Origin of the sequence: Domibacillus aminovorans, from assembly GCF_001643235.1 — a bacterium.
Taxonomy (GTDB): Bacteria; Bacillota; Bacilli; order Bacillales; family Domibacillaceae; genus Domibacillus; species Domibacillus aminovorans.
Genome location: NZ_LQWY01000016.1, coordinates 68548 through 94668, shown reverse-complemented (window position 1 = coordinate 94668; position 26121 = coordinate 68548). Strand labels below are relative to the sequence as shown.

The following is a 26121-nucleotide window of genomic DNA, read 5'->3' as shown; positions in this document are numbered from 1 at the left end:
ACTTAATTATTTTACTGCACCATCAGAAACTCCTTTAATAATTTGTTTCTGTGCAAAGAAATAAGCGATGATGACCGGAATAATCGAAATGGTCAGGCCTGCCAGTGCAAGGTGCCATTGCTTCGTATATTGTCCAAAGAAATCGAATAATTTTAATGGAATCGTTTCTGTGCCAGCTCCGCCGATAACGAGAGAAGGCAATAGATAATCGTTCCAGATCCAAATTACATTCAAAATACCGACTGTAACCGAGATTGGTTTAAGCAACGGAAAAATAATGTACCAGAACACTTGCAGCCTATTGCATCCATCAATTGTCGCTGCTTCATCGAGCGATTTCGAAATCCCTTTTAAAGCGCCGTGATAAAGGAAAATGGAAAGACTGCACCCGAAGCCGAGATACATGAAGATGAGCCCATAAAAGTTGAGCATATCTGCTTTTCCGAACAATGAGATAAGCGGAATCATAACCGATTGAAATGGAATGAGCATCGCGGCAACAAATATGAAGAAAATAAATCCGCTCAGTTTGCTCCCGTTTCGCGACAAGGCGTAGGCCGCAAGCGCAGAGAAAAAGAGAATAACCGCGACACTAAGAACCGTCACAAGTATCGAGTTGAAAAACGTCTGTAAAAAGCTCAACTCTTCAAATGCTTGAGTGAAATTTTCAAATGTAAGCTCTTCAGGCAGCTTTAATGTATTAGTGAAAATTTCGCGTTTCGTTTTAAATGCATTGACAATCATTAAGTAAAAAGGAGAGACCCATAAAAGCGCCAGCACAATCCCGAGAATTTCGAGAATATATCTCTTTCTTGTCTTTTGCATTACATCTCAACCTCCCTTTTCTTATTAATATAAACTTGAGTCAATGAAATGACGGCTACAATAATGAAGAAAATAACCGCTTTTGCCTGGGCGGACGCCATTTGGTTCATCTGGAATGCTGTGTTGACAATGTCCATCGAAACCATTGTTGTCGAGTTAAAGGGACCACCGTTTGTCAGCGACAAATTTTGATCATAAATTTTAAATGCATGTGAAAGTGTCAAAAACAAACTAACCGTAAAAGCTGGTGCAACAAGCGGGAATGTGATATGGCGAAAACGCTGCATTGCATTCGCTCCATCAATTTCAGCTGCTTCGAGTAAATCTTTCGGCACATTTTCAAGGTAAGCGATATAGATGATCATAATGTAGCCAGCCATTTGCCATGACATTAAGATGACTAAACCCCAGAAACCGGTTTGAGTGTCGGAAAGCCAGCCTTGCATCCATTCAATACCCGTCATACGACCGATTGCATCAAATACTTTTGTGAAAACGAACTGCCAGATAAAACCAAGAATCAAGCCGCCGATCAAGTTTGGCATAAAGAAAACCGTCCGCAGTATGTTTTTTGATTTTATGTAAGAGGTCACGAGCATCGCAAGCCCCAGTCCCATTATATTGATGACGATAACCGATACGAATGAAAATTTAAATGTAAACCAGAGCGAGTGCCGGAATTCCTGATCACTGAATATATCGACATAGTTTTTCAACCCGATAAATTCGGCCTGATTAACGCCATTCCAGTTTGTGAAGGAATAATAAAAGCCATAAATTAAGGGAATCAGAACGACGAGACCTAATCCAATAATGACGGGTGAAAGAAAGAGCCAGAACGAAAAGTCTTTGTTTTTCATGATATTTAGTTTAACCTCACTTCCGTATAAATTGAGTAAAAAAAGATAACAGCATAAACGAGCCTGTTATCTTTTTCGTTTTCAGTCAATGGCTCATTGACGCGCTTTTGCCCATTCATCCTGGGATGCTTTCACAATTTCTTCCCAACTTGCTTCTCCAGCAAGGTATTTTTGAATGTTGGCCCCGAGAACACCTTCTCCCCAGCCAACCGGATAACTTTGGAAGACCCATCCTGTTGTATTGCCTTCTTTTGCATATTTGTAGATTTCTTTTGAAATGGGATCAGAGATTTTTTCTGTATCATACCCTTCATAGGCTGGGATAAATTTGAATTGAGTCAAAACTGCTTCTTTTCCAGTATCAGATGTATACATCCAGTCTAAAAATTCTTTTGCAGCCTGTTGAACTTCTTCATCCGCATTTTTATTGACTGCCCAGTAGTATGGTACACCCACTGGCATTTTCATTTCTTTACCTACTGGAATCGGTAAAATACCCATTCCCTTCTCTGCTAATTCCGGATCCATTTGTTCGACAGTTGAATAAATCCAGTTCCCTTGCTGAATCATAGCCACACGGCCAGTAGAAAATAATTCTTCTACTTGCTGTGAATAATCAAGGCTTACAGTCGGCTGAACAGAATACTTGTTTTGAAGATCAAGATATTCCTTAAACGCGTCACTGTTGTCAAAGTTGACCGTTTTCCCTTCATAAGCAGCCATTACATCATTGTTAAATTCCGGTGCCAGAAAGAGGTTTGATGCATGATTGCCTGTTACCCATTTTTCTTTCCCCGCAAGAGCAAATACTGCATCAATTTGCAATTCTTCTTTTTTACTATCTAATGTTTCAACTGCTTTTGTTAAATCTTCCATCGTTTTAATAGATGTAGGATCCACTCCGGCCTGTTTAAACAATTCTTTGTTGTATATGAGGCCATAGCCTTCCTGATTGAATGGAAGACCAAGTACTTCTTCCCCTTTTGTCACACCTGCCAATGTTCCTTTAAGTGCTTTTGATGCTGCTTCGGAGTCTTTCAAATTCACAAGGCGTTCTTGATACTGCTCGACGTCGACAGGACCGCCAATATTAAAAATAGTTGGTTCTTCACCTGAAGAAAATTTCGTCTTCAACGCTTGCGAATAGTCATTTCCGCCGCCGAGCGTTTGAACCTCCACGTTAACATCTGGATTTTCCTCTTCATATTGTGCAGCGAGTTCCTCAAACTGCTCTTTAAATTCCACTTTAAACTGGAATATATCTACTGTTACTTGATCCCCGCTCCCACCGCCGGAACCACTTGATGATCCTTCTTCTTTTTCAGCTGTTGAACAGCCAGCGAGACCGAGAAGTAATGCGGATGAAAGTATAAATGCTTTTTTCTTAAACATCTTATCTACCCCTTTACAATTGTCTTTGTTAAAAACTAGTAATCGCTTTCAACTTATGGACTACTATACCATTCTATTTATGAAAGCGTCAATACTTTTCATGAAATCGTTTGCACATCTTTAAAGCGCTTTCTAATTCCTTTTAACAATGTTTAATTTGCATATATGCATAACAAAAATTGTGCATATATGAGCAAACGATTGCACACTTTTCGCAATCGATTTTCCATTTGGATTTTGACGCAGGAAGGAACAGTACATTATAGTGAGTGTATATACAGGAAGGAGTGATTTCTTTGAAAGGTCAAGTAACCCCTTATTTAACATTTGACGGCAACGCGAAAGAAGCCATTGATTTTTATGCAAAAGCATTTGGAGCCGAGGTTCAAGGAGTCCAAAAATTCGGTGAAGCTGATTTTCCGACACCGCCTGAAGCAGCAGACCGTATTATGCACGCCCGCTTTGGTAAAGGCGATTTCCTTATCATGGTATCAGATGCATTTTTAGGACAGCCTGTGAATACCGGCAATAATGTATCACTTGCTGTCACGTTTGAAAGCGAAGAAGACATTCAATCGGTGTATAACGCGCTTAGAGAAGGCGGAATCGCCCATATGGAACTGCAAGATACATTCTGGAACTCGAAATTCGCCAAAGTACAGGACAGGTTCGGCGTTATCTGGGATCTCGATTTTCCAAAAGCATAATAAAACGCCGGCTACAACAACTGCCGGCGCATTGTATTATGCCCTACAAATTCACCGTCCGCTGCTCTTCACTGCTTTTTATCGCTGCTTCAATGACACAGATCGTGTTCACACCATCTTCTCCTGACACCGGGCAGTCCGCTCCGTTTCGTATGCAGTCGTAAACACCTTTATAATAGTTTGCATATGCCCCCGGTACTGTAACAATCTTTTCTTCACCGCTTTCTGTATAAAGCGTTCCATACAATTCTATCCGGTCCCTGCCCCAGTCCGCACCTTCTGGCAGCTTGCCTTCTTTCAACTCACTTTCCTGACCGTCTTCTCCGTATTTAATAAACGTCCCCTTATCACCATGTACTTTATACTTTGGCCCCTGTTCAAAGGCCAGCAACCCGCAATGTAAAATGGCGCGCTTTTCCCCATACGCCAAAATAATATGGAAATAATCATCCGTTTCCCCACCTTCGCGCTGCACTTGCACATCCGCTGTCACTGAATCTGGCATACCAAATAAATAGAGAGCCTGGTCAATTAAATGAGAACCAAGATCATACAACATCCCAGCCCCCGGCTCGGCTTTCTCGCGCCAGCCGCCGACAAGCACTGGACAGAATCGCTCATATCGCGCTTCATATGTGTTTATATCGCCAAGTACACCGTCGTCTATTAACTTTTTCACTGTCAAGAAATTCCCATCATAACGGCGGTTTTGATATACGCTCAGCATCACACCGTGGTCCTCTGCAAGCTGCACAAGTTCGTCCCCTTTAGCCGCTTCAATGACCATCGGCTTTTCAATAATGACATGTTTGCCCGCTTCAATACTGCGTTTTGCCATGTCAAAATGAAATTCATTTGGAGTCGTAATAATGACAAGTTCCACGTCCGCATCACGGATGACCGATTCGAAGTCATTTGTCACTTCCTTATCCGGAAAATCTTTTTTCACCTTTTCTTCATTCGAAGACATAATCTTCACAACTGAAAACTCGTCCATTGTTTTCATGAATGGTGCATGGAACGTGAACCCTGAAAAGCCGTAGCCAATTAACCCTATTTTTATTGATTTCATACTGGTCATTCCCTCCTTTTTTTAAAATAGACATGACATTATAAAACTAGTTCAATTTCACATGAATGATATAGTATAATGACAATTATGAGAATAATATGTACTTTTTTACTATTTCACTTTCAAGGAGTTAGATAAAAATGGCCCGAAACGATTACCGCTCCATGCTCTTTCAGCGTATGGAAAAAGCGTTTTCCACTTGGTCTGACAATGAACATATCAAGGAACAGGAACTATACCGTTTTTTGCATACGATGAAAGGGACTTCCGGTACGATCGGCATGACAGATTTAGCTAATTTTTGTTCTGAACAAATGAAAACATTAACGGAAACGAGCGATGCGTCGATCCCTGTCCGTTCCTTAAAAAACTTCATTTCGCTCATGCGTAATTTTTTCGATCGGGACAGCACACCCATTCAAGTCCATGCTCCAGCCAATTTGACACCTGCTGAAGACAACGATTCATTCGTACTTATTATTGATGATGATCTGGAATTTGTTTCTTACGTAAAAGAAAATTTAGAAAAAAACGGCATACAGGTTGTTGTCGCACTTGATGGTAAAAAAGGATTGGAGTTATTTTACACACTCCTGCCCAATATGTTGATTGTTGATATTCAGCTTCCTGATATGAATGGCTTTGATATTCTTGCACAAATTGGCGATATTGCCCGTTCACGCTACGTGCCGATCGCGATGGTCAGTGTAGACAATTCAAAGGAAAATATCATTCGTGCCTATGAGATGGGTGCGATGGACTTTGTCATTAAACCTATTGACATGAATGTCTTTATTCCCTATACCCATAACCGGATTCATTATAAAAAAGCCATTTGGCAGTCTGCCTCCATTGACGAATTAACGGGAGCAGGAAACCGGCGCCAATTTAATGATACATTCGCACAATTTTCTGCCCTTGTTGAGCGGACACGACGTTCATTTACACTCGTTATGATGGATCTTGATCATTTCAAAAAGGTGAATGACCGCTATGGACATCCAACGGGTGATGATGTACTGCGTTCGTTCAGCCAGATCGTATTAAATATGAAGCGGGAAACGGATTTCTTTTTCCGCTATGGCGGAGAAGAATTTGCGCTATTGTTGATAGACACAACGCCGAATGAAGCGATCGTTTTGCTGGAACGAATTCATGAAAAAATGGCGAATACAACCTTTACTGCACCGTCTGGCGAACCTTTTTTCGTGACTTTTTCGGCCGGTGCTTCCGAATATCGTGTGAATCAAGAGGCATTTTTAAATGAAGCGGATCAGGCGCTTTATCAAGCGAAGCGGAATGGACGAAATCAAACCGTTATTTACCAGTTGAATAACGGCGATGTAAAACGTCATCTCAACGTGATCATTATTGATGATGACCTCCTCGTCCGAACAATGCTTGTCAAGCAGTTTTCAAACTGGACATCTGATGATATGGATATCGTTGTTCACGAATACCCGGATGGTTATTCTTTCCTTGAATCTGACTGGTACAAGCCAGATGAAAACTATATGATTCTGCTTGACGGCATTATGCCAAAAATGGACGGAATTGAAGTACTATCCACTTTGCGCAAACGGTATCCTGATGACAATATCATCGTCTCCATGTTGACCGGGAGAACGAGCGAATCCGATATCATTCTAGCGCTAAAAAAAGGAGCAGACGACTACATCGTTAAACCATTTCATCCTCAGGAAGTGCTTGCCCGTGTGCAACGGCTGACAGAGAGACTGATTAAATGATTTTATCAATCATTGTCTATATCATCTTAAGTTTAATTTTTTTTCAGATGGTCCTGCTCGCTTTTTTATCTATTCGTAAATGGAGAAATAATACAGATGAAAAAGAAATCAATCATTTGTACAACAGTCTTCTTGATTCTTTTACTTCCTATATGATTGGAATTGATCAACATCTATTTATAGATCAAGTAGAGACGATCCGCTATCGTTCTATTCTTGTTGAAAAATTATTAACTTATTATGTAACCGTGATCAAAGGCAGTTCTTTTTCACAGGAAGTAAACCTGTTATCCGAAAAATATTTAAGCGGTCCATACACAGCCATATTGAAAAAAAACAACTGGGCAAAGCGTGTCAACACTCTTCATTTTATTGAAGATTTTAAGATGCATTCATTGTCTCCGCTGCTTCTGGAACGTTTGCGTAAAGTCAAAAAGCTGGATGTAGAAGCGCAGCAACTGATTCGTACACTTGCTTCATTAAATGAAACAAGTGCGCTTGACTGCTTAAAAAAATATCCAGATGCGCCTATGCGCCTTTACCTTGATTCATTTAGCCGTCTAGATCGAAAGCTGACAGAACAGGAAATAGAAAAGGCATTAGCGGAAGATTTTATTCCGATCAAGTCTTCCGCTATTGCGTTTATCGGCACGGCCAGACTTTTTTCCTTCATCCCTCATGTAGAACAAGAACTGAAAAGTACGACAACAGAAATACGTATTCAGTCGTTAAAAACATTATTCCGTCTACATTATATGAACAATCCGGATGTTCTAGAACCGTTTTTTCATTCTGACAACTGGACGGAAAGGATGTTTGCTGCACGGATTGCCGGCGTGATGACCTTTGAGCGCTTTCAACCGAAGCTTCGTAACTTGCTCAGTGATCAAGTTTGGTGGGTACGATATTCAGCTGCTGAAGCATTTTCTTATTTTGGAGATGGTGAACTGCTGCTCACTTATTTTTCAGAAAACCATGAGGACCGGTATGCACGCGACATGGCAAAACAGTGGATCACACTTAAGTCGGGGGGACAAGCGTGATGGATTCTGGCCTTTCTTTTTTTCTTCTGCTATCATGGCTCGTTATAGCTTATATGGTTTTCTCCAGTTTAAGTTACGTTATTCTTTTTTTAATTGCTCTGCGCAAAGTATGGTATGAAGGCCAAATTGATAAACGAGAATCGGTTAAGAATTTAGCTGTTAATGAACATACTTTTCCTGTTTCTGTGCTCGTTCCCGCTTATAACGAGGAAGTTGGTGTTGTCAGCACCGTACGGTCGCTGCTTGCGCTTGAATATCCCCAGTTCGAAATCATCGTCATCGATGACGGATCAAAAGATGCGACAGCGGAAAAAATGATCCAAGAATTTCAAATGAAAGAAGTGCCTTTCGCACTTAGAAAATATTTGGAGACCGAACAAGTTTTAGCAAGCTACCAATCTGATTTATTTCCATACATTCGTCTTATTAAAAAAGCAAATGGCGGCAAAGCAGATGCACTGAATGCGGGTATTAATTTGTCCACTTATCCTTACTTTTGTGCAATTGATGGCGACTCCATCCTTGAACAAGATGCACTTTTAAAATCAATGAAGCCTATTATCGACTCAAATGGCGAGGTGATCGTAACTGGCGGCTCTGTCCGTATTGCGAATGGTTCCGTTATTTCTCGCAGTAAAGTAGAGCAAATTATTCTGCCGCGCAGTCCGGTTGTGCTCATGCAAATCATTGAGTATTTTCGGGCGTTCTTAATTGGACGCATCGGCTTCAGCCGAATGAATATTTTACTCATTGTCTCGGGTGCATTTGGCCTCTTTAACAAAGAAAGAGTCATCCAAGCCGGCGGGTACAATAAAAAAACAGTCGGTGAAGATATGGAACTCGTTGTCCGCCTTCATCGCATTTTACAGGAAGAAAAGTCAAATGAGCGAATTGAATATATTCCGGATCCTGTATGCTGGACAGAAGCTCCCGATTCTCTCTCCGTGCTGCGCTCACAGCGGATTCGCTGGCAGCGCGGCTTGACAGAGACACTGTTCCTTCATAAAAAAATGTTGTTCAATCCAACATATCGGTCGATCGGACTTCTCTCTATGCCATATTTTTTATTTGTCGAACTTTTAGGTGCAGTGTTTGAATTGGCCGGTTATTTTATCATTGTCGGCGGGTTGTTCTTTTCACTTGTCGATCCGAAAATTGCCGGTATTATGTTTCTCGTCACGATTTCCTATGGGTCGCTCATTTCAGCACTTGCCGTTTTACTTGAAGAATTAACACTTGGCAAATATCCAAATGTCTCAGATTTGATTACACTTTATTTATGGGCACTATCGGAAACTTTCTGGTACCGGCCGTTAATGATTATTTGGCGTGTGGAAGGATTATTTGCAACCGTGCGTAAAAAGCAGCACTGGGGCGACATGAAACGGAAAGGAATTTCAAGCTAATAAAGAAAGGGGCGGTATTAGATGAAAAAGATTTTAATTGCGGATGATGAAGACATACTGCGGATGCTTATTGAGGATACGCTCGAAGATTCCGATTTGGGGTTTGAAATCGATGAAGCAGAAGACGGACGTGAAGCACTGGATAAAATATTGAATGGTTCGTACGATCTCGTGATTCTTGATTACATGATGCCTCATTTAACCGGCATGGAAGTACTTGAACAACTGCAGCTTGCATCCTTTCATATCCCTGTCTTAATGCTGACAGCGAAAGCGCAGGAAACTGATCGCGAGCGAGCGATGCAAAATGGTGCTGAATACTTTATGTCAAAACCATTCAGCCCGATGGATTTGCTAAACCTCGTTGAAAGTATACTTGAATCATAAAGAAGGAGCTGTCTCAACAGTATGTATGTTGAGACAGCTCCTTTCCCTTTTTTAAAACATAACGTCTAGTGGCAGGATAATCCCTAATTAATGACACATCTCGCCGACAGACATGCGAATCCCGCCATTCTTTTTTCTTCTAAGATAACCTCTTTTTTATTTATCTTCAATCCCAAATCGTTTTTTTATCATGTTATAGGATTGTTTCAGCCGCTCTATATACTGCGGTTCGTTCCATTTCGTCCACATGTACGTTTCCACATTTTTAATGACACCGTTAGAGGACTTTGGCAATGTTTGAATCGTTCCATCGTCTTCAATTAAGGCAGCCGAGACTCCAATCCCTTTTATCGTTTCTTCTGCATTCATCCCGACTTTGAATAAGTCGCCGGCTGCAAGCAGCGTACTTGGATCTTTCACGTTCAATAGTAGCCATGGAATCCGAATTTCAAACACGCCATTCTGTTCATCGTAATAGTAATCTGCGAGTGAGTCATACTCCTTCGCTTCCGGATTACTGTTACCAAAACGCAGTTTACCTGTTTCATAGTACTCAAATGGAAGAGTTTCATTCGTATCTGGCCGGATCATTTCTTTGTTCAATGCAAACCGGATCGGATTAAACACACCACCGTTATTAACGGGCTGCGCAGGTTTGGGCTCCATCATATGAAGTTTAAATCCATATTGATACAAGAAAATGTCATAATAGGCATCTACGAGCAATTGACCACTTTCTTTGCCATCAAACTTTACAACATAATCTGCATTTGATTCATTAAATGACACACCGTTCGCAACACGTGGATTTTTGCTGCCGATCAGTGGATTTACGTCGAAGAAAAGCATCGGCGTCCGCCCGTTGAACGCATCCTTTACATCCATCCGTACATATAAATGCCGTTCATCATGCGTGACAAACAATTTGTTCAATGACTGATTTTCTTCTTCATACAGTGGTGTCTCGTCTTTCCAGTCCTCTGTTTTGCCATCTGTTTTAACCTTTAATCGATCGAAACTCATCAATCCGAACTGTTGTTCATTTGTCTCCGTGTTTGACCAATACGGGCGCCGGTCGGGGTCATCAAGTTCCATCGTATTCCAAGTCCGTTTAAACCATTCATCTTGCCACGTGAATACAAGCCCGCCCATCATCCCTTCTTCAAGAATATCATCGTACAGACGAACGAGCATATTCCCTTGCTGCTTTTCGCTTATAAACCCTTGATTCCAGCCATATGTATTTCGATGTGCCATACCGCGCGAGCCTGGAATACCAAACTCGGCAATTAAAACCGGCATATCGTGTGCTGCTCGTAAGTCATGCAAATATCCTGCATAGTTGTTATTCTCGCCTCGATGATCTTTATATTTTGTATATTTTTCATCTAAATTTAAGAAATCAGGATAATACGGATATACATGGTACGACGCATACATGCCTGGTCCTTGCTTTTCTATTATTTTATTCGGATCAACTGAGGCAAGGTCTTCTTGTTCACTCGGCTCTGCTGGATGATCAAGCAAGTCCGTCGTGACCCAGTTTGTAAAGCTCATCGGTCGTGTCCATCCATATGTATCCGCTTCATACCCCATTAAAAGATCCATTTGACGGGCGAGCCAAATTTCCATTGGATTCGCGTTTTCCGTTTTCATAAATCGGCCATTATAATCAGCCATACCGGTATGCTTTTTGTCCATATTGTCTACCATATATGGATACCACTCGATTCCAATAATCCAGCCAATGACATATGGGGATACATTGGATCGGTAAGTGCCTGATGAATGTCCAACCTTTTTAGGGAGATTAGCCCGGCCATGGATTACATCAGCAATGGTTTTCATTTCCTTTTGGAATGTTTCGGTAATCTCAGGCGTAAAGGCATCAAGTGTTTCTTCAAGCGGCCCTTCATCAATCCAGACGCCATGAAAAAGATAAATAGGCTTGTCAGAGTGCTCTTCATTATAACGCTTTAATGCGTTATAAAAACCAGGCGGGTGAATCGTATAAATACGAATCGTATTCGCGTTCATTTCGCCGATTTTCGTAAGCCAGCGATAATATTCTTCTTCCGTAATTGCTGCTTCTCCAGGGAATGCCCCCGGTTTGCCCATGCCAAGATTCACACCTTTAATCGGGAGGGATACCCATTTCCCATCACGGTACACCTCGAATCGATCTCCATTGACTTTTGATATATATGAAAGTCCATTTTCTTTGGCCATTTCCTGTTTATCTGGTGCCTCTGGTGCTTGAAGTTCCATAATGGCCTTCATCATTGGCACATATGTTTTCCAATAAAACGCTTCATCCGGATAAACAGAAGCCGGTGTCAAAGCGGCACGCATTTTTGCAAAACCAGCGTACCGGTGAACAGATGAGACACTTTGAATATCTGCATAATCACCAGCAAAATAAAAAATATGAGAAGACCCATTCGTATGATGTACAGCTGCTGGAAATGAGACTGGTATTCCCGTCTCATTCAGCTTCTCACGTCCGGCTGTTGACAAAGCCCATTCGTAATTTGCTATTACTTCTTCCGGATAAACAGGTGCCGTAATATCAAACCAGTACCTGTACGCAGCACTTTCTTTTAAACCGGTCATAGCTTCTCCGTTCTCTGTAAAGGAAAGTGAAATACCTTCTCCTAATACATCACCCGCTTCATCTGATAAAACAATGACTCTCGCATCCTCTTCATGAACGAGAACAAATCCGCTTCCTTCAAATGTCCACTCGTGTCCACTCGCTTCATATTGATCGACAAGTGACGCATTTATTTCTGGATTGTCTTTTTTTAAATGATCAAACCAACGGCCTGTCCACCCAGTCGGCTGCACATGAAGGAATGCTGCGGCATCTTTCTGCACATCTTTTGAAGTCGGCGAGGCAAGCGTATTAAACTCCATGATAAGAGTCGTCTCTTTTTTTGATATATGCTGTTTAATCGTATTCCATTCTTCTGCTTGCAGACCGCCATAAACTAACCTCGGCCGCTCTCCACTTTCGTCATAAACACCATACGTATCTGCCACATAAATGTATTTTGTATCGCCTAGATCATCTGGCAGCGGCCTTGCTTCTTTTTTTTCAGGTACATAACCGTAATAATCATTTTCATCGCCTGCACCCGTGTACCGGTAATGATTCAGAAGCCACGATAGACCGCGATGCTCCCGGCGGTCTACTGTCGGGACTGTTTTATCAAGTATGACGATGTCTCCTTCATGTTTTGGAATAAAACCCCAAATGATGCATGGGATTAGCACGATGACAAGCAGCCCAATCAGTATCAAAACATATTTTTTAATGATCGGCACCACCTTGTTCCTCGTCTGGATACAAAATTCTCCCGTCTTGAACCGGTGTATGTAAAAAGCCTAACACCGTTTCTGAAAGTCGATTAGGCGGATACGGTTTCGTCAAATAATGTTCAATGCCGTATGTGTGCATTTTTTCATCCGCCCGATCAAGCGCCGATGAGATGATAATCGGAAGATTCCTCGTTCGGTCATCTTTTTTCAACATGTTAACAAGATCCCAGCCATCCAGTTCTTCTCCAAGCATAATATCAATCACAATTCCGATAAGCGGTCTCTGCTTCGCTTCTTCAAATGCTGATTTGGGACTTGAATGATAGATAACTGCGAATCCTTTCATTTTTAATTCTTCTGAAAGAAGCATCGCAAGACTCGTATCGTCTTCTACAAGCATCACTATATTGCGTCCTTCCGGTGTTTCCTGTGCAATGGCTTCATTTTTATTCGGATGAGCGAGCGGTATAGTAAACTTGACTGTTGTTCCTTTCCCTTCATCCGATTCGATTGATATTTTCCCGCCATGCTTTTCAACAATTTCACGACAAATGGCAAGCCCGAGGCCCGTTCCGCCAATTTTTCGGCTAGCACTATTGTCAATACGCTGAAATTTTGTGAATAACTTCGAGACTTCCTCTGCGGGAATGCCAATCCCCTGATCGCGGACAAATACCGCTAAATGGTCTTGTTCATTTTTCAGCAAAATGGTCACTTGCCCGCCTTCTGGTGAAAATTTCACCGCGTTGCTCATGACATTTGTCATCACTTGGATGATCCGTTCCCGGTCTGCATAAACCGTTACATCAGCAGCTTCATCTACAATCGTAAAATCGTGGGCTGTTTTTGATCGGAACTGTGCTGTTGTTTCAACAGCCACTTCATTCATTTTAACCGCAGACATGCTATACACTTGGCTGCCTGCTTCCATCCGCTGCAAATCTAGAAAATCATTAATTAAGTTCGTCAATCGTTGCGCTTCTTTATATATCGTCTCCAAATAACGCTTTTGCTTTAGCGGCTTTAGTTCCTTTGTCATCAGTAATTCCGTAAACCCTAGCACACTCGATAACGGCGTACGCAGTTCATGGCTTACTGTGCTGACAAGCTCTGTCTTCATCTTATCCACTTCATGTTCTTGCGTAATGTCCCGGTGTACGAAAATAGTTCCCGTCTTCTCTCCATCTAACATAGTAGATGTACTGTATACATCAATCACACGCTCTTTACTCCCATGAATAACATAAGAAAAGTGACGCAATTCATCTGATTGATCTGCCAAACAACCTTCAAAGAATGCCCGGAGCTCTTCCGGATTTTCTGTTTTCTTCGTAAAAGTATCCAGCCATTCCTCTCTTAAAACGAGCGTCTCTTCCGTCATCACACCGAAGTCAATTAATTCATAAAGAGCTTTGTTATGCTGCACCATGTCTCCTTCGTAGGAAATAAACTGAATGCCTTCATGAATATTATTGACGATACTTTCATTCAATGTCCGCTCTCGTACCGCCTGTTCATAAAGCTGAATACGTTCAATCGCCAAATAAACACGGTTTAACAGCCCATATAAATCTTCCTGCTCCTTATCGGAAAAATAACGGCCAATTCTTGAGCATCCAAATAAAGCGATAACTCCGCCAGCTGGATTTCTTATACTTGAGAAATAATCGTGTACATACACATTCTCCTCCGCAAGTCCTTTTTCATGTACAGCTTCCCTTTTCACTGTAAAATAAGGTGTTTCTTCCAATCGTCGATCTACATAGTCGATACGGTTCTCCATAAAGTCATTGAACATAACAGCCGTAAAGCCTTTTAATGCGTGCTCGCCGCTTTCTCGCAGCCAGAACAGCCCGAGATCGATCTCATACACCTCATCAAAATAACGAAGGACGGAATCGGTCAGTTCTTGCTTATCAAGTGAAAAAGACAGTACATGATTAAGCTCGTTGTAACGTTCGAGCCGCTCTTTTGTTTGCTCTGTCTCCTTAAGTGATTCCTCCATTTTCAACTGCCGCTCCTGCAGCTCATCTTGCTGCATCATTAATTCTTCGTTTTGGGCGGTGAGCTCTTCTTCTTTATCTTGAATCGTATAAATCATCGTCGCAAAGGAAGAAGCTAAAACCCCAATCTCATCGTTCCGATTTAGTGGGAGCAGTGAGAAACTTTTTCCATCAGCAAAATTATCCGCCACACGTCGCATGTGTTCAAGTGGCTTGACAATGTCATTGATCGTACGCCAAATAATGAAAGATATAAGGGCAAACAATAGGACAACAAAGCCCATCATGGCAACGGTAAACTGATTGGATTGCCTCAGCATGTCTGCTGACAGCTGCTCAAGTTCATTATCAATATTTACTTTATATTCTTTTACATAAGCCATATACTGATTGACCGAATCCGTCACTCCGCTGTTTGAAAGCTCGCGCAGCCCTTCGTAATTATTCGCTTCAACAAACGCAATACCCGCCGGAAACGTCTCATTTTCGAACGTGACAAAAAAATCAGCCAATTCCTTTGTCAGCTGCTTTTCCTGCGATGTAAGTTTCCATTCTTCTAACTGTTTTAGTGTTTCTTTTACTTGTTCTATATCCTCATAAACGCGCGTTCGTTCACGCTCATTCTGAAAAGCGTAATAACCGCGTGCCCGGAAAAACAGATCATTCAAAGTATCGCGTAAATCTTCTAAAACAATCTGTTTGTTATAGAGTTGCTCACGCTTTTCTATCATTTCATCTTGCCTATTTTGCATATAAAAATAGGCTCCCGTTCCAACAAGAACGAAAACGAAAAGCAGCGACAACGCCACGCGCAAATAACGACGTCGAATGCCTGAATTCGACAAAACTTCCATCCTAGCTCCCCCATTCGCATTTCTTCTTTCCATTATAATCCTCTACTGCATCCCCGGAAAGCAAAAAAAACCCGCACAGATGGCGGGTTACGAATTATCTGATGAAAACATGTAATGACGTTCATTAAAGGTAATGGAAAAAACGAGCGCAAGTGCAAACATATTTCCCATAAGCGAACTGCCTCCGTAGCTAATAAATGGCAATGGGATACCGGTAATGGGCAGTAAACCAATCGTCATGCCGATGTTTTGAAACGCATGGAACGTAATCATCGCGATCACGCCGGCACACATATACGAATAATACGGCACTTTCGTCGCCAGTGCGAGTTTCGTAATGTGGTAAATGAGCACGAAAAATAAGCTGACAACGAGCGACGCACCGATAAAACCGTACTCTTCCCCGATAATACTGAAAATAAAATCCGTATGGCTTTCCGGTAAATAGACTTCACGGAAACCAAATCCTTTTCCCATTGTCTGACCCGATCCAATCGCAAGCAATGACCTTGTTAAATGGAAGCCGGTTGAACTTTCATAGTTATACGGGTCAAGCCACGCATAAATGCGCCCGAACTGATATTGCTTGACACCGAGGTATTTTTCTAAAATAGCCGGATGCCAAAGCATCAAATAAAAAATAAGTGTGATCAATGCCGTAGCACTGCCAAAAAGCGGTACTAAAATACGCCACGTAATGCCAGAGACGAAAATCATCCCGAGTAAAATGGCAATCAACACGAGCGACGTCCCTAGATCGGGCTGCTGCATAATAAGCAGGAGCGGTACAGCTGTCGTCGCGCCGAGCTTTACGAGCAGCATAAAATCACTTTGCATGGTCTTAATCGGATTTTTCACATGATGATTCACCATAACACGCGATAACGTCAAAATGAGAAATATTTTAAAAAATTCGGATGGCTGAATTTGCCCAATCCCTGGAAACCGATACCAGCTTTTGGCTCCGTTAATCGTCGGTGCAATCGATGACGGTGCAATAATTAAGAAGACTAATAGAAAAATCCCGATACCATATAAATACCATGACATGCCATGATATTGATCCGAGTCAAAGCGGATAAACAACGTAATAATCCCGAGGCCGACCACATACCAGACAACTTGCCGGACGACAAAGTTTGTATCATATTGTCCGGTCGTCTGTGCACTGTAAATCGCGACGCAGCTAACAACGAACAGCATAAACAATATTAAAAACAAACCGTAATCAATGCGGCTTGATTGTTGTTCAGTATTCATATAAATTCCTCTTTCTTCTGGAAATAGACCAACTATTATTATACCGTTATTGCGGCATTGTACAACAGTCAAACGGTTCAAAAGCAAAAATCTACATGAAATGGACATAGGCGTGCTACAATAACCATATCGCATAATAGAAAGGATGTTTTTAAGTGGATGAGATTAAAACAAGCGATCAATTTGAGCAGCTGATTGCCAGCAGCGAACCGGTTATCGTTAAATTTTATGCCGGCTGGTGCCCGGACTGCACACGCATGGACATGTTTATTGACGATATTATCGCAGACTACGGAAAATACAAATGGGTGAAAATCAACCGGGACGATTTCTCAGACATTGCTGAAAAGTACGATGTGATGGGCATCCCGAGTCTTTTGCTGTTCCAAGACGGCGAAAAATTGGCTCATCTCCACAGCGCCAATGCAAAATCACCCGAAGAAGTACGCGATTATTTAAAGAGTTTGCCTGCCTAACGTAAAGAATAAACAAGCCGGTCCCACTTGAGGGCTGGCTTGTTTTATTTTATGCGCGAGTTTCTTGTTTTCGTTGCCAATCCCGATTTAAAAAAGCTTGCCGTCTAACCGTTCGAGCTCTTGCTGCAACTGTTCTGTATTTAGTTCATCACCGATCACGACGATAACAGACGGTCGTTTAAGCGGCTGCGGCTGAAAAAAAGGCACACCGTATGCATATTGAAACAGTTCCGGACGATCACCTGAATCTTCAAATTTCACAAATCCTTTTATTCTTAGAACAGAATCCGGTAAACCTGCTACCCATTTTGTGAATTCAGCGCGCGGCACATGATTTGTAAATTCATATGCCATCGTCCGGACATGCAAATGATGATGAGCATGATGGCCGCTATCTGATTCACTGCTGCCACCGCCAAATGCGATCTCTCCGTCCATTTTTCCAAACATCATTTCCTGCAAGACCACTTTTTCATTCAATGACCGGATCTCTTCTTTTATTTTAGTGAGCGCTTCAATCGACACTAAATCTGCTTTCGTCAGTGCGACCACATCACTCCATCGTGCCTGGTCTTCCATCAGCTTCCGGTGCGCAATGGGCAGACGATTTCGTTCCATCCAGCGCGCGCAGTCAACAAGTGTAATGATCCCCTTCACATCAATCTGCATCGCAATGACTGGCGACGTGCAGGCATCTAGTACTTCCATCGGATGAGCAGCACCTGTCGTCTCGATATAGATCACATCCGGATGATGCTCTTTATAAAGTGTCAGCAGTTCTACTTCAATTTCATCTTTGATCGTGCAGCAAATGCAGCCATTCAGCATATCGCGCACAGCAGTGTCTTCTCCAAGCATCGCTGAATCAACAGACATGGAGCCAATTTCATTCATTAAAACTGCGACTTTCCGTCCTGCTTTTTTCTCCTTATCTAGCAACTGCAAGAGCAGCGTCGTTTTTCCGCTTCCGAGAAACCCGCCGATAATATATAAATCCGTTTTCATTTCGCCACACCTTTCACAAATTGCACTATTTACGATTTGATCATCTAATCCTATTCTTTATTTTAACGTAAAGACACCGCCTGTAGAAACCAAAATAAAAAGCAGGAGAACAAGTCTCCCGCTTCATTCCGGCTTCATAACCGGCGCTAGCTTTTCGATAATCATGTTGAGTAATACTGTAAGGTCCATATCTTTCCGCTCGCCATGTGAACATGCTTCTTGCATTATTTCAAGTAATATGTACTGTTCCTGGGACATAGGTTCAATGAACTCTCCTTTTCTGAGATAAAATTCCTTTACATGTATATAATTCTATTATATACATGTAAAGGAATTTATGTATATGAGTCATTCATCATTTCTTACTAGACTTATTCCCGGTTAATGACATGGAAAAACGAGCCAAAGGATGCATTTTTTTGAACTTCCTTCTCCAAATCTATTTAATCCTGTGCCGGAGTGGTCCATTTTACCGATCATCGATTGCCATTCACAACCTTTTCCTATCAATCTATATTCAATCCTAATGGGCGCTTCTGCACATACTTTGCGCGTCACGATGCCTTCATTGTGTATGATTTGATTCCAAAACGAAACATTCACACTTTTGTTGAAAAAAACATATAAAATTTGCCTATTTGACATTCACCTGACACATTTCTCTAATACAATGAGAATATCAAAGAAAGCGTACATATAAATCAGGAGGAATGATCATGAAGAAGAAGACAATGTCATATGTTATGACCGGCGCCCTATCGATTACGATTTTAAGTGGTGTTCCCTCTTCTCCAGCTCAAGCGGCTTCTCCACAACTTATAAAAGAACAGGTGGCACCGTCCGTAACACGAACCGGAACGAAAAATTTTGCAGATGTCATTGAGAAACAAGCATTGGCACTCGGTATTAATATTGAAGGCGATGATCTAGAGAAAGCGGCGAAAAAAGTACGACTTGCCAAATTGCAAAACCAGGCGGCCGCACTGAATATTGAAACAGATGGAAAGGATGAAAAAACAATCCGTCTCGAAGTAAAAAAAGCACATGAAATAAATGTTTACAATGCAGCAGACAATCTTGGTGTTGAGACAGATGGAAAGCGCTTGAAAGATATTATCGCATCCATCTCAGACATCAATCCCGAAGCGGCTGCACAATTGAATGGATTTTATTAAACCCGGCGGCTAATGGCCGGGTTTTTTATTTGTACGAGTGAAATGGCTCACGATTAAGTAGATTTCATCACGCTTGTACTTATTTGTTCACGTTCAGATGACTTTCATTATATAATTTAATCAAAATGAGGTGTTAAAGATGCCAACGATTTTAGTTGCAGAAGATGAACCGGCGATCAGCCAAGTGTTAAAAGTATATCTCGTGAAAGCGGGCTTTCACGTTATACAGGCGTACAGCGGCACAGAAGCGATCGAAAAATTTCATGCCAACTCACCGTCTCTCGTCCTGCTTGACGTCATGATGCCAGGAAAGGACGGCTGGGCTGTTTTAAAAGAAATTCGTGCAGAGAGTGCGTGTCCAGTTATTATGCTGACAGCGCTGAATGACGTGAATTACCGGTTGGATGGTCTTGATGGCGGTGCGGATGATTACATTGCAAAGCCATTTATCGCTGATGAAATGATCGCGCGCGTACGGGCTGTTTTACGCCGGTCTGACGATGGAAAGCCAGCAGAAACGGCCCATACATATGGAAACTTGACGATTGATTTTAAGGCGCATCGTATCACGTTATTCGACAATGAAGTTGCATTCACACCGCGTGATTTATCGTTATTTTTATTTTTAGCAGCTGCACCAAACCGGACATTTACGCGGGAGCAGCTGCTCGATGAAGTGTGGGGACACGATTACGACGGCAGTGACCGGGCCGTTGATTTATCGGTGAAGCGGATTCGGAAAGTGCTGGCGAAATGGCCATCCACTGAAGGGGAAATTAAAACGCTGCGTGGATTGGGGTACCAGTTTGTTGTGGAAGAGTAAAGAGCGGCGCATTTCGCTTCTCCGCTACTGGACGACACGCTATGCCATCACGCTTGCACTTGGCTTGCTCATACTCGCCATGCTGTCTGTCGTCTGGATCCGGCATACGACGATTGAAAACAGGCTCGATGTGTCAGAATTTCTCGCCGCCGAACTCGCCAGCAGGATTGCTGGAAGCCAGCAGGAGGGCAATAAATCCAAAACGTACATTGATGACAATATGATCGATGCGCGTGATGAACTGATGAACATGAAAGCCCCGCCTTCTATCTATATTACCGATGCAACCGGAGCTATTTTGTCGGCAAGCGATCATGACTTATACAGCAAAGACGCTTTTCCAGATGTTATTTTAAAAAAGAAACACGATGTGCAGACATTTCCCGGTATCGATGACAACCATACACTTGTTTATTTAATTAAAAAGCCAATTACCGTTAATGAGGTCACATTCGGATGGGTCGTGATGCTTCAGCCCGAAGATGAATTTGCGGATTTAAACGACGAATACCGGCTTCTTGCTTTGCTTATTTTAGGAAGCGGATTGCTTGGCTGGGCAGCAATTTACATTTTATCACGCCGCCTCGCACGCCCAATCAGTGAAGCCGCAGCTGCTGCGAAAGAAATTCGCGACGGCAATTACGGCGTGTCACTTATGCCATCTAAAGCGAAAGAGCAGGAAGTATACGATCTTGTTACATCCTTTAACGATATGGCTATCCGCCTTGAACAGCTTGAATCGATAAGAGCAGAACTGCTTGCCGGTGTCACACATGAACTAAAAACACCTGTCACATCCATAAGCGGGCTTTTACAGGCAGTGAAAGACGGCGTCGTCACCGGCGATGAGGCACAAGAGTTTATTACCATTTCATTAAATGAAACAGAGCGGATGCAAACAATGATTAACGACCTGCTCGAATTTAATACATTTGCAGCCAATGCTCTTCCTGTTTCAACTGCTCCTCATGAAGCAAACACATTAACGCGCGACATCGTACATGAATGGAATTTGGCGCGGAATTCGGACGGCATTCCTGTTCATTTTTATCCGTCTGACCGTGACATGTACATTTTGACCGATCCCGTTCGTTTTCGGCAAATTATGATGAATTTATTGAACAACGCAGCTCATGCGCTTGAAGGTACTGGAGGAATGACGATACGAGTGCATGATAACGAAGAGTTTGCTTCCATTGATGTGATCGATACTGGAATCGGGATCCCTTTATCTGAGCAAACACTCATTTTCGAACGGTTTTATCGTGGTGAAAACAAAAAATTCAAAGTGCGTGGGCTTGGACTTGGCCTCCCATTCAGCCAGCTTCTCGCACGGGCGATGGATGGCGACTTAATGCTGAAAGAAACATCACAACTAGGCACAACCTTTACATTAACCGCAAAAAAACAGCGATGACGGCAATGTCATCGCTGTTTTCATTATTTTGTAATTCCTTTTTCGATTTCATCAGCCTGCGCGAGAACGGATTGAAGTCCGCCGCCTGACAAGTACCATACGTTAGGATCAAGATAGATCACATTATCGTTCGCTACTGCTTTCGTATTTTTCACAAGATCATTTTCAACCACTTGCTTCACAGAAGACTCGCCTTCTGTTACAACAGCACCGCGGTCAACAACGAACAAGTAATCCGGATCTGTTTCAACAAGGTATTCAAAAGAGATACTTTGTCCATGAGTCGATACTTCAATGTTTTCATCTGCTGGTTTTACGCCGAATACATCATGAATGATGCCAAAACGTGATGCTGGACCGTATGCACTGATTTTCCCTTCATTTGCCAGAATGACAAGGCCGTTTCCTTCCATCGTTGACGCTTTTTCGTTCAACGCTGCTACTTTTTCATCGATTGCTGCTAACTTCTCTTCTACTTCTGTTTCTTTGCCAAAGATCTCGCCAATTGTCGTAGCATTTGATTTAAAGGACTTCATGTAGTTCGCTGTATCCACTGCGAGGTAAACCGTCGGAGCGATTTCTGCAAATTGATCATAAAGGTCCATTTGACGGCCGGAAATGATGATTAAATCCGGTGCCAATTCGTTAATTTTTTCAAAGTCAGGCTCTTTCAAGCTGCCTGTATTTGCGTACGTTTCATCTTCAAATTTTGACAAGTACTCTGGAATGTTTTCTTTCGGAAGACCAACTGGCTCAATACCTAGCTCAGCCATCGTATCCAGTGAACCAAAGTCAAACACGACTACTTTTTCAGGATTAACAGGAACTGTCGTCTCACCAAGTTCATGGGTAACCGTTATTTCTGTCGGTTTTTCATTACTTTCAGCTGGTTCTGCATTTTCTTCATTAGATGTAGAGGAGTTACAGGCTGCCGCGATCATTGCGAACAACGCCATAACAATCAAGAGTAAATACTTTTTCATTTTTAATTCGTCTCCTTGTTAGCTAAAATAAACACAAATTTTTTGATTATTAATTTCTTTAATCGGCATATCCATGCCGTAAATTTGCTTTAATGTAAGGCTTGTAATAATTTCATTAACTGTTCCTTGTGCTTCGATTTTGCCATCTTTCAGTGCAACGATGTAATCAGAATACACAGACGCAAAATTAATATCATGAATGACGATCAAAATCGTTTTGCCAAGCTCATCTGCAAGACGGCGGAGCACTTTCATAATTTGAACAGAGTGTTTCATATCCAAATTGTTAAGTGGTTCATCAAGCAAAATATATTCAGTATCCTGGGCAATCGTCATCGCGATAAACGCACGCTGCTTTTGCCCGCCAGATAGTTGGTCTAAATATTTGTCCTGCATATCTTCAAGCTCCATGTAGCGGATTGCTTCATCAATGTACACTTGATCTTCTTTCGTCAGCTTACCTTGTGAATATGGGAAACGGCCGAATGAAACGAGATCGCGGACAGACAGGCGTAAACTTAAATGATTCGACTGTTTTAAAATAGCTATTTTTTTCGCGAGATCACGGTTTTTCGTTTCGTTCACTTTTTGCCCGTCGATCAGCACTTCCCCTGTATCGGCAGAAAGGAGACGACTAATAATGGAGAGTAGCGTACTCTTCCCGGCACCATTCGGACCGATAAAAGACGTAATTTTGCCTTTTTCAATATTGACTGACACATTATCAACGACTGCTTTCAATCCGTATGATTTCGAGACCGCTTGTACTTCAACCATTATGTTCGACTCTCCCTTAGTAATAAATATATAAAATAGATGCCACCGATAAAGTTAATAATGACGCTGAGCTGTGTAGAAAATGTAAACACATGTTCAACGAGCAGCTGTCCGGCAGCGAGTGCAACAATCGACACGAGCGCTGATGCAACAATTAATGTGGAATGCTTGTATGTTTTAAACATCTCGTAAGCGACATTAACAACGAGCAGTCCGAGAAATGTGATCGGACCGACAAGTGCAGTGGCCACAGAAATGAGAATCGCAATGATAACGAGCAGACGTTTCACCGTGTAATCGTAATCAACGCCAAGGTTGATCGCTGTTTCTTTTCCTAGTGACAACACATCCAAATATTTCACGAACTTCGTTAAATAAAGCAGCGTCGCACCTGTTAAAATAGTGGCCATAATGAGTACTTCCGTCTGAATATTATTAAAACTCGCAAACATGCGGTCTTGAATAATTTGAAATTCATTCGGATCAATGAGTACTTGCATAAATGATGTGAAGCTGCCAAAAAACGTACCGAAAATTAACCCTAAGAGCAGCAAAAAGTAAATGTTTTGCCCTTCACGGCGAAATAACAGCCGGTATAGTATGAGTGCGAAAACGACCATAAAACCGATCGAAATCGCAAAGTTTATTTGTTTGTTCATGACCGTCAAACTAGTTGAACCGAGAAAGAATACAAGTGTTGTCTGGACAAGCATATAAAGCGAGTCAAGACCAATAATACTCGGTGTTAAAATCCGGTTGTTCGTGACGGTTTGAAATAACAATGTCGCAATCGCAATAACCGTTCCGGTCAATACAATGGCAGCAATCTTTTCCGCGCGGCGCGGCAGCGCATAATCCCAATTAGGTCCTAGTTCAACGAACATGTACCCAGCAATCGAAGCTCCTGCCAAAATCAATAAGAATATCAGTTTGCTTTTTTCACGCATAATCCCGTCTCCTCATCAACAAGTAAATGAATAATCCGCTTCCGATGACGCCGACTGTGAGGCCGATCGGAATTTCATACGGATAGATGAGAATACGGCCAAGAATATCACAAAACAAAATGAATACCGCACCGAGCAATGCCGTGTCAGATAGACTGTTTTTCAAATTGTCTCCTCTATAAATCGAAACAATATTCGGGACGACAAGCCCAAGGAACGGAATGAGCCCAACTGTTAACACGACCAATGTTGTTGATAAAGCCACAATAACAAGGCCAACGTTAACCGCCTGCTTATAATTTAAGCCGAGGTTGCGCGCAAAATCTTCTCCCATGCCAGCGATCGTAAACCGATCTGCAAATATGTACGCGATAACTACAAGCGGGATGCTAATATAAAGCATTTCGTAGCGCCCAGCTGTAATCATCGAAAAGTCTCCCTGCAGCCATGCGGACATATTTTGAATTAAATCACGCTGATACGCAAAAAATGTCGTAATCGAGCTGATAATATTCCCAAACATTAATCCGACGAGCGGGATAAAGATCGGATCTTTCATTTTGATCCGGTCAAGAATTTTCATAAATAAAAATGTACCGGCAAGCGAAAAAACAAAGGCGACAATCATTTTTTCAATCGGACTCGCAGAAGTGAAGATAACAAGCGAAACTAAGATTCCGAATCGGGCTGAATCCATCGTCCCTGCGGTTGTCGGTGACACGAATTTATTGCGGCTTAACTGCTGCATAATAAATCCGCTAATACTAAGCGTTACACCCGCAATTAAAATACTGATCAGCCTTGGTACACGGCTTTGCCAGAAGATTTGCGTCTGGTGATCATCAAACCGGAACAAATCAAATGGCGAAATGTTTGTGACACCGACGAATAACGATGCAAATGATAATAATATGAGCATTACAACTAAATAACGTTTTTTCATGGCATTTCCTAACCTTCGTATTGCCGTCAATGAAATAGTGATAGAGAGATTCATTATCAATTGAAAGAAAAAATATAGTTGCCGATTGCAAACCGGCAATGTACTTTCAAGATAAGTTTCGACGAATTTGATCCAATATCCTCAGTGTTCTTTCAAATTCTTCAGGATCAATGCCGGCAGAGGCATCGGCAATTGTCCGGCGGGCGATTTCCGTATAAACGTCCTTTCTCTGCTTGCTCTCTTCCGATAAATAAACAAGATTTATCCGCTTATCCGTTTTATGAGACTTTCTGACAATAAGTCCGTTCCGTTCCATATTCGCCACAAGCCGTGAAACGCTCGGTTCATCCCTCTCGTTTAACACTGCAAGCGATTGCTGCGTCTGCCCATCACGGTCATAAAGCCGGCTTAACACCTGCCACTGCTCATGCGTAATCGGATACCCTTTCAAGCGAAAATAATGGTTCAGGCGATTCGTCATAACCCGTGAGCTTTGAAACAGCTTATATCCAAGCGAGTCATCCAGCTTATACATCACCATTCTCCTTTGACAGCTTCTCTCAATATTTATTGTAAAGGAAAGAACTTGTTGGCACAAGTATTTGTCAGTCATTTCAAACTAAAGGTTTCGTTTATTGACCCAATTATTCGTGCAACCTCTTCCCTTTTATTCCCATAACCAGAAATATGGACGAGC

The 26121-nt window shown here is 42.0% G+C and carries 24 protein-coding genes; 9 read left to right on the top strand and 15 right to left on the bottom strand.

Going from position 1 to position 26121, the window contains the following annotated elements; all coding sequences use genetic code 11:
* Positions 1-6: 6 nt before the first annotated feature.
* From AWH49_RS07740 to AWH49_RS07730, 3 genes are all read right to left on the bottom strand, one after another.
* The gene (locus tag AWH49_RS07740; protein WP_063965220.1) at positions 7-825 is read right to left on the bottom strand and encodes a carbohydrate ABC transporter permease; all 819 of its coding nucleotides are present in this window, start codon (positions 823-825) and stop codon (positions 7-9) included.
* A complete protein-coding gene (locus AWH49_RS07735; RefSeq protein ID WP_063965219.1) occupies positions 825-1685 on the bottom strand; it encodes a carbohydrate ABC transporter permease in 861 nt (286 codons plus the stop codon). Before AWH49_RS07735 ends, AWH49_RS07740 begins: the two co-directional genes overlap by 1 nt.
* A 93-nt stretch (positions 1686-1778) precedes the next feature.
* Positions 1779-3077 (bottom strand): ABC transporter substrate-binding protein, encoded by a 1299-nt coding sequence (locus AWH49_RS07730; RefSeq protein WP_063965218.1) that lies wholly within the window; start codon positions 3075-3077, stop codon positions 1779-1781.
* Positions 3078-3373: 296 nt separating this feature from the next.
* Here AWH49_RS07730 and AWH49_RS07725 point away from each other — a divergent pair, with 296 nt between their 5' ends.
* Positions 3374-3784 carry a VOC family protein gene (locus AWH49_RS07725; RefSeq protein ID WP_063965217.1) on the top strand — a complete coding sequence of 137 codons (411 nt, stop codon included), beginning with the start codon at positions 3374-3376 and terminating at the stop codon, positions 3782-3784.
* A 43-nt stretch (positions 3785-3827) separates the two neighbouring features.
* Here AWH49_RS07725 and AWH49_RS07720 read toward each other — a convergent pair whose 3' ends face one another.
* Entirely contained in the window at positions 3828-4856 is a 1029-nt protein-coding gene (locus AWH49_RS07720) for an oxidoreductase (RefSeq protein WP_063965216.1), read from the bottom strand.
* 140 nt (positions 4857-4996) lie between these two features.
* On the opposite strand from AWH49_RS07720, the gene AWH49_RS07715 reads away from it, so the two are divergent.
* From AWH49_RS07715 to AWH49_RS07700, 4 genes are read left to right on the top strand one after another with little or no spacing between them, the layout of a single operon-like run.
* Positions 4997-6604 (top strand): diguanylate cyclase, encoded by a 1608-nt coding sequence (locus AWH49_RS07715; protein WP_063965215.1) that lies wholly within the window; start codon positions 4997-4999, stop codon positions 6602-6604.
* Positions 6601-7647, top strand: a complete 1047-nt coding sequence (locus AWH49_RS07710; protein WP_063965214.1) for a HEAT repeat domain-containing protein — start codon at positions 6601-6603, stop codon at positions 7645-7647. Before AWH49_RS07715 ends, AWH49_RS07710 begins: the two co-directional genes overlap by 4 nt.
* A complete protein-coding gene (locus AWH49_RS07705; protein ID WP_034286550.1) occupies positions 7647-9053 on the top strand; it encodes a glycosyltransferase family 2 protein in 1407 nt (468 codons plus the stop codon). The genes AWH49_RS07710 and AWH49_RS07705 overlap by 1 nt, the downstream gene beginning before the upstream one ends.
* A 21-nt stretch (positions 9054-9074) precedes the next feature.
* Positions 9075-9440 (top strand): response regulator transcription factor, encoded by a 366-nt coding sequence (locus tag AWH49_RS07700; protein WP_018394476.1) that lies wholly within the window; start codon positions 9075-9077, stop codon positions 9438-9440.
* A gap of 156 nt (positions 9441-9596) precedes the next feature.
* Here AWH49_RS07700 and AWH49_RS07695 read toward each other — a convergent pair whose 3' ends face one another.
* The 3 genes from AWH49_RS07695 to AWH49_RS07685 form a co-directional block, all read right to left on the bottom strand.
* Positions 9597-12767: a hypothetical protein gene (locus AWH49_RS07695; RefSeq protein ID WP_082862724.1), complete on the bottom strand. Its 3171-nt coding sequence runs from the start codon at positions 12765-12767 to the stop codon at positions 9597-9599.
* Positions 12754-15618, bottom strand: a complete 2865-nt coding sequence (locus AWH49_RS07690) for an ATP-binding protein (RefSeq protein ID WP_063965213.1) — start codon at positions 15616-15618, stop codon at positions 12754-12756. Before AWH49_RS07690 ends, AWH49_RS07695 begins: the two co-directional genes overlap by 14 nt.
* An 87-nt stretch (positions 15619-15705) precedes the next feature.
* A complete protein-coding gene (locus tag AWH49_RS07685) occupies positions 15706-16878 on the bottom strand; it encodes an FtsW/RodA/SpoVE family cell cycle protein (RefSeq protein WP_063965212.1) in 1173 nt (390 codons plus the stop codon).
* Between the two features lie 155 nt (positions 16879-17033).
* Here AWH49_RS07685 and AWH49_RS07680 point away from each other — a divergent pair, with 155 nt between their 5' ends.
* Positions 17034-17354, top strand: a complete 321-nt coding sequence (locus AWH49_RS07680) for a thioredoxin family protein (RefSeq protein WP_018394480.1) — start codon at positions 17034-17036, stop codon at positions 17352-17354.
* Between the two features lie 87 nt (positions 17355-17441).
* On the opposite strand, the gene AWH49_RS07675 is transcribed toward AWH49_RS07680, so the two are convergent.
* From AWH49_RS07675 to AWH49_RS21220, 3 genes are all read right to left on the bottom strand, one after another.
* Positions 17442-18359, bottom strand: a complete 918-nt coding sequence (locus tag AWH49_RS07675) for a CobW family GTP-binding protein (protein ID WP_063965211.1) — start codon at positions 18357-18359, stop codon at positions 17442-17444.
* 123 nt (positions 18360-18482) lie between these two features.
* Positions 18483-18617 (bottom strand): hypothetical protein, encoded by a 135-nt coding sequence (locus tag AWH49_RS20950; RefSeq protein WP_018394482.1) that lies wholly within the window; start codon positions 18615-18617, stop codon positions 18483-18485.
* A 123-nt stretch (positions 18618-18740) separates the two neighbouring features.
* Entirely contained in the window at positions 18741-19004 is a 264-nt protein-coding gene (locus tag AWH49_RS21220; RefSeq protein ID WP_063965210.1) for a winged helix-turn-helix transcriptional regulator, read from the bottom strand.
* 71 nt (positions 19005-19075) lie between these two features.
* Here AWH49_RS21220 and AWH49_RS07665 point away from each other — a divergent pair, with 71 nt between their 5' ends.
* The 3 genes from AWH49_RS07665 to AWH49_RS07655 all read left to right on the top strand — a co-directional run bounded on the left by AWH49_RS07665 (position 19076) and on the right by AWH49_RS07655 (position 21774).
* On the top strand, positions 19076-19534 hold the full coding sequence (locus AWH49_RS07665; RefSeq protein ID WP_063965209.1) for a hypothetical protein: 459 nt from the start codon (positions 19076-19078) through the stop codon (positions 19532-19534).
* Positions 19535-19673: 139 nt separating this feature from the next.
* Positions 19674-20357 carry a response regulator transcription factor gene (locus tag AWH49_RS07660; protein WP_063965208.1) on the top strand — a complete coding sequence of 228 codons (684 nt, stop codon included), beginning with the start codon at positions 19674-19676 and terminating at the stop codon, positions 20355-20357.
* Positions 20344-21774, top strand: a complete 1431-nt coding sequence (locus AWH49_RS07655; RefSeq protein WP_063965207.1) for a HAMP domain-containing sensor histidine kinase — start codon at positions 20344-20346, stop codon at positions 21772-21774. Before AWH49_RS07660 ends, AWH49_RS07655 begins: the two co-directional genes overlap by 14 nt.
* 23 nt (positions 21775-21797) lie before the next feature.
* Here AWH49_RS07655 and AWH49_RS07650 read toward each other — a convergent pair whose 3' ends face one another.
* The 5 genes from AWH49_RS07650 to AWH49_RS07630 all read right to left on the bottom strand — a co-directional run bounded on the left by AWH49_RS07650 (position 21798) and on the right by AWH49_RS07630 (position 25959).
* Positions 21798-22757, bottom strand: a complete 960-nt coding sequence (locus AWH49_RS07650; RefSeq protein WP_063965206.1) for a siderophore ABC transporter substrate-binding protein — start codon at positions 22755-22757, stop codon at positions 21798-21800.
* 18 nt (positions 22758-22775) lie between these two features.
* Positions 22776-23534 (bottom strand): iron ABC transporter ATP-binding protein, encoded by a 759-nt coding sequence (locus AWH49_RS07645; protein ID WP_063965205.1) that lies wholly within the window; start codon positions 23532-23534, stop codon positions 22776-22778.
* Positions 23534-24481, bottom strand: coding sequence for an iron chelate uptake ABC transporter family permease subunit (locus AWH49_RS07640; protein ID WP_063965204.1), 948 nt, complete (start codon positions 24479-24481; stop codon positions 23534-23536). Before AWH49_RS07640 ends, AWH49_RS07645 begins: the two co-directional genes overlap by 1 nt.
* Positions 24474-25424, bottom strand: coding sequence for an ABC transporter permease (locus AWH49_RS07635; RefSeq protein WP_063965203.1), 951 nt, complete (start codon positions 25422-25424; stop codon positions 24474-24476). The genes AWH49_RS07640 and AWH49_RS07635 overlap by 8 nt, the downstream gene beginning before the upstream one ends.
* Before the next feature lie 106 nt (positions 25425-25530).
* Positions 25531-25959 (bottom strand): MarR family winged helix-turn-helix transcriptional regulator, encoded by a 429-nt coding sequence (locus AWH49_RS07630; protein WP_018394490.1) that lies wholly within the window; start codon positions 25957-25959, stop codon positions 25531-25533.
* Positions 25960-26121: the final 162 nt, after the last annotated feature.

Bases quoted from the DNA above. Each gene is read 5' to 3' on its own strand.
- AWH49_RS07740 (WP_063965220.1), bottom strand. From the start codon at position 825: ATGCAAAAGACAAGAAAGAGATATATTCTCGAAATTCTCGGGATTGTG.
- AWH49_RS07735 (WP_063965219.1), bottom strand. From the start codon at position 1,685: ATGAAAAACAAAGACTTTTCGTTCTGGCTCTTTCTTTCACCCGTCATT.
- AWH49_RS07730 (WP_063965218.1), bottom strand. From the start codon at position 3,077: ATGTTTAAGAAAAAAGCATTTATACTTTCATCCGCATTACTTCTCGGT.
- AWH49_RS07720 (WP_063965216.1), bottom strand. From the start codon at position 4,856: ATGAAATCAATAAAAATAGGGTTAATTGGCTACGGCTTTTCAGGGTTC.
- AWH49_RS07715 (WP_063965215.1), top strand. From the start codon at position 4,997: ATGGCCCGAAACGATTACCGCTCCATGCTCTTTCAGCGTATGGAAAAA.
- AWH49_RS07710 (WP_063965214.1), top strand. From the start codon at position 6,601: ATGATTTTATCAATCATTGTCTATATCATCTTAAGTTTAATTTTTTTT.
- AWH49_RS07705 (WP_034286550.1), top strand. From the start codon at position 7,647: ATGGATTCTGGCCTTTCTTTTTTTCTTCTGCTATCATGGCTCGTTATA.
- AWH49_RS07700 (WP_018394476.1), top strand. From the start codon at position 9,075: ATGAAAAAGATTTTAATTGCGGATGATGAAGACATACTGCGGATGCTT.
- AWH49_RS07690 (WP_063965213.1), bottom strand. From the start codon at position 15,618: ATGGAAGTTTTGTCGAATTCAGGCATTCGACGTCGTTATTTGCGCGTG.
- AWH49_RS07685 (WP_063965212.1), bottom strand. From the start codon at position 16,878: ATGAATACTGAACAACAATCAAGCCGCATTGATTACGGTTTGTTTTTA.
- AWH49_RS07675 (WP_063965211.1), bottom strand. From the start codon at position 18,359: ATGAAAACGGATTTATATATTATCGGCGGGTTTCTCGGAAGCGGAAAA.
- AWH49_RS20950 (WP_018394482.1), bottom strand. From the start codon at position 18,617: ATGTCCCAGGAACAGTACATATTACTTGAAATAATGCAAGAAGCATGT.
- AWH49_RS21220 (WP_063965210.1), bottom strand. From the start codon at position 19,004: ATGTCAAATAGGCAAATTTTATATGTTTTTTTCAACAAAAGTGTGAAT.
- AWH49_RS07665 (WP_063965209.1), top strand. From the start codon at position 19,076: ATGAAGAAGAAGACAATGTCATATGTTATGACCGGCGCCCTATCGATT.
- AWH49_RS07660 (WP_063965208.1), top strand. From the start codon at position 19,674: ATGCCAACGATTTTAGTTGCAGAAGATGAACCGGCGATCAGCCAAGTG.
- AWH49_RS07650 (WP_063965206.1), bottom strand. From the start codon at position 22,757: ATGAAAAAGTATTTACTCTTGATTGTTATGGCGTTGTTCGCAATGATC.
- AWH49_RS07645 (WP_063965205.1), bottom strand. From the start codon at position 23,534: ATGGTTGAAGTACAAGCGGTCTCGAAATCATACGGATTGAAAGCAGTC.
- AWH49_RS07640 (WP_063965204.1), bottom strand. From the start codon at position 24,481: ATGCGTGAAAAAAGCAAACTGATATTCTTATTGATTTTGGCAGGAGCT.
- AWH49_RS07635 (WP_063965203.1), bottom strand. From the start codon at position 25,424: ATGAAAAAACGTTATTTAGTTGTAATGCTCATATTATTATCATTTGCA.
- AWH49_RS07630 (WP_018394490.1), bottom strand. From the start codon at position 25,959: ATGTATAAGCTGGATGACTCGCTTGGATATAAGCTGTTTCAAAGCTCA.